At 74.4% G+C, this 2,972-nt stretch carries 3 protein-coding genes; 1 reads left to right on the top strand and 2 read right to left on the bottom strand.

Annotated features, from left to right (window positions below; all coding sequences use genetic code 11):
• Positions 1-264: 264 nt before the first annotated feature.
• Positions 265-1,188 carry a siderophore-interacting protein gene (locus CNO22_RS26500; RefSeq protein WP_100502218.1) on the bottom strand — a complete coding sequence of 308 codons (924 nt, stop codon included), beginning with the start codon at positions 1,186-1,188 and terminating at the stop codon, positions 265-267.
• A gap of 107 nt (positions 1,189-1,295) precedes the next feature.
• Here CNO22_RS26500 and CNO22_RS26495 point away from each other — a divergent pair, with 107 nt between their 5' ends.
• Positions 1,296-2,294: an ABC transporter substrate-binding protein gene (locus CNO22_RS26495; protein ID WP_157937154.1), complete on the top strand. Its 999-nt coding sequence runs from the start codon at positions 1,296-1,298 to the stop codon at positions 2,292-2,294.
• Positions 2,295-2,307: 13 nt separating this feature from the next.
• Here the strand turns inward: CNO22_RS26495 and CNO22_RS26490 are convergent.
• Positions 2,308-2,972 (bottom strand): EamA family transporter (locus tag CNO22_RS26490; protein ID WP_100502216.1); only part of this gene is annotated, 665 nt, incomplete at its 5' end.

The raw sequence follows: 2,972 nt of genomic DNA, 5'->3' as shown, positions 1-2,972 counted from the left end.
TGCTCATCGGTCAGATCCGAGGGGTAGGCCGGGGAAGAGCCCATAGCCCACCCTGGCCCACAACCCCGAAGTTGTCAGCCCGCTTTCTCAACACGTTCTAAGGCACTCGTTCCGGTTCTGCCGAGTGATCCCGGCGGCTTCATGCACTGACTTCATCGGCATCAACGCCGACGTCCCCGATGACCTTCCGTCCCGCTCCTATGGCCAGCAGCCCGCCCTGCCAGGTTCAGCGGTTCGCGGACGTCGACGTACCTCGGCTCGGGCTCAGCCGGCGACGCCCTGCCGCCAGTAGCCCATGAACGCCACCGACCCGCGGGGGACGCCGAGGTCGCCCACCAGGTGGCGGCGCAGCGTCTTCACCACGCCGGCCTCACCGGCCAGCCAGGCGTAGCAGCTCGACGCGGCGTCCGTGTCGGGGACCTCCCAGAGCAGCTCGTCGCCGACCTCCTCCGGGGGCGCGGCCGGCGTCGAGGCGATGCCGAGCTCGCACAGCGCGGCGTGCACCGCCGGCACCAGCCGGGACCCGCGGGGGGCGTCGTCCCGCGGCAGCCAGCGCAGCGTGACCCCGGCCGGGAGGGCGACGTTCATCGCGTCGTCCGCGGTCGGCACCTCGAGCAGCGCCGTCACCGACCTCGCACCACCGGCGAGGGACTCGAGGATCGCGCAGACCGCCGGCACGGCGGTCTCGTCGCCGGCCAGCAGCAGCGTGCGCGCGGCCGGCGGTGGCGCCCACTCCACACCCCAGGGCCGGCCGGAGCCGGGGCGGTCGGGCCCGAGGAGCACGATCCGGTCGCCGGGCACCGCCGCGGCCGCCCAGCTCGCGGCCGGGCCGGCGTGCCCGTCCTCGACCCCGTGCAGGACGACGTCGACGTCGAGCTCGGCGCGCTCGGGGCGGACGGCCCGCACGGTGTAGGTACGGATGGTCGGGCGCTGCTCCTCGGGCATCGCGCAGTACTCGGGGTACCAGTCCTCGCCGCGGTCGCGCAGCCGCTCCAGCCCGGCGTCATCGCGGGAGAGCACCAGCTTGAAGCGCTGGTCGCAGCCGGCCGCGCCGAACCCGGCGAGCTTGGGGCCGGTGAGGGTCAGCCGCACGAAGCTCGGGCCCAGCCGGCGGACGGCGGCGACCGAGGCGTCAAAGAACTGCCAGGCGGGAGCGGCCACGGCCGCCGGCTGCGCGGTGAGCGTCATCCGTCGTCCCCCCGTCCCGGTCGGCCCTTGCGGCGACTCACTTAGGCGAGGCTAACCTGAGCCTCCCGGCCAGGGGAACACCCCCGGCCCGATCGGGAGGAGACCCCTTGCCCCGTGGACCCCGCCGCCTGGTCGGCGCCACCCTCACCCTCGCCGCGCTCGTCGCGACGGCCGGCTGCTCGGGAGGGTCCGCCGAGCCGGCCGCGGCGGCGGACGAGGGGGGCTGGAGCTTCACCGACGACCTCGGGAACACCGTCGAGCTCGACGCGACACCCGAGCGGGTCGCGGGCCTCAACGACGTCGTGGCCTCGCTGTGGAACTACGGGCTGGAGCCGGTCGCCAGCTTCGGGCAGACCTCGGCGGCCGACGACGTCGCCTTCGAGGGCAAGGACCTCGCCGACCTGGAGATCGTCGGCGAGAGCTACGGCCAGATCGACCTGGAGCGCCTGGCCGCCGCCGACCCCGACGTCATCGTCACCTCGGTCTACCCGACCGACTCCTCCGGTGCCCTGGACCCCGGCCAGCCGCTCTACGGCTTCGAGTCGATCCAGCAGCAGGAACAGGTCGCCCGGATCGCGCCGATCGTCGCGATCGCCTACCGCGGGTCGGCCGCCGACGTCATCGAGCGCACCGTCGAGCTGGCCGACTCGCTGGGCGCCGACGGCGAGGTGATCGACGCCGCCCGTGAGGACTACGAGGCGGCGTCGGCCCAGCTCACCGCGGCCGACGAGCGCGGGATCACCGTGCTGCCGGTCTACGCCACCGCCGCGGACGGCTGGTGGATGGGCAAGGCGCCCGACGACCCCTCGCTGCGCCTCTACTCCGGCCTGGGCGTCGACTTCGTCGACCCGGGCGGCGACAGCTACTTCTGGGAGACGGTCAGCTGGGAGCGGGTGACCGAGTACCCGAGCGACGTGATCCTGTACTCGCTGCGCGGCGGGGAGACCCCGGAGCAGATGCGCGCCCAGCCGACCTACCGCCTGCTGCCCGCCGTCCAGGCCGGCCAGGAGTACCCGTGGAAGTACATCGGCATGGACTACACCGCCCAGGCCGCCTACGTGTCCGAGCTGGCCGGCTGGCTGGACGAGGCCCAGAAGGCGACGTGAACGACCGGTGGAATCAGGCAGCCGCCGGCTCAGGTAGCGGCGCGGGCCGCCGCCCCGCCCGCGCGGTCTGCGCCAGCCCGATCCCCACGAGGACGACGAGACCGCCGAGCACCTGCCAGCCGGAGAGCACCTGCTCCACCCACAGCCAGGCCACGATCGAGGCCAGCACCGGCTCCAGCGTGGCGATCAGCCCGGCCGTCGTCGGGGGCAGGTGGCGCAGCGCCGCCAGCGACAGCCAGAACGGCAGCACGGCGCCGAGGACGGCGATCCAGCCGACCAGCACCCACAGCGGCAGCTCGAGCGACCCGAGGGAGACCGGGACGGAGGCGCCGAGCACCGCGGGGTCGAACGCCCAGAGCGGCGCGACGACCGCCCAGAACAGCGCGGCGGCGACGAAGCTCCAGCAGGTGAGCGTCACCGGGTCGCGCGTGGTCGTGCCCCGCTCCCCCATCAGGTAGTAGCCGGCCAGGCACAGCGCCGCCGCGAGGGCCGCGGCCACGCCACCCGGGTGGAGCGAGCCGCCGCCGCGCCACACCTCGGCGACCAGCACCAGCCCCGACAGCGACAGCCCGAGCGCGGCCCACAGCCGCCGGCGCACCCGCTCGCCGCGCACCAGCCACACCCACAGCGCGATGAACACCGGCGCGGTCATCTCGAAGACCAGCGCGATGCCGACCG

The sequence above is a fragment of the Geodermatophilus chilensis genome (assembly GCF_002802985.1).
Lineage (GTDB): Bacteria > Actinomycetota > Actinomycetes > Mycobacteriales > Geodermatophilaceae > Geodermatophilus > Geodermatophilus chilensis.
Note: the sequence above shows the minus strand (reverse complement) of the source record. Positions and strands in the feature narration are given on the sequence as shown.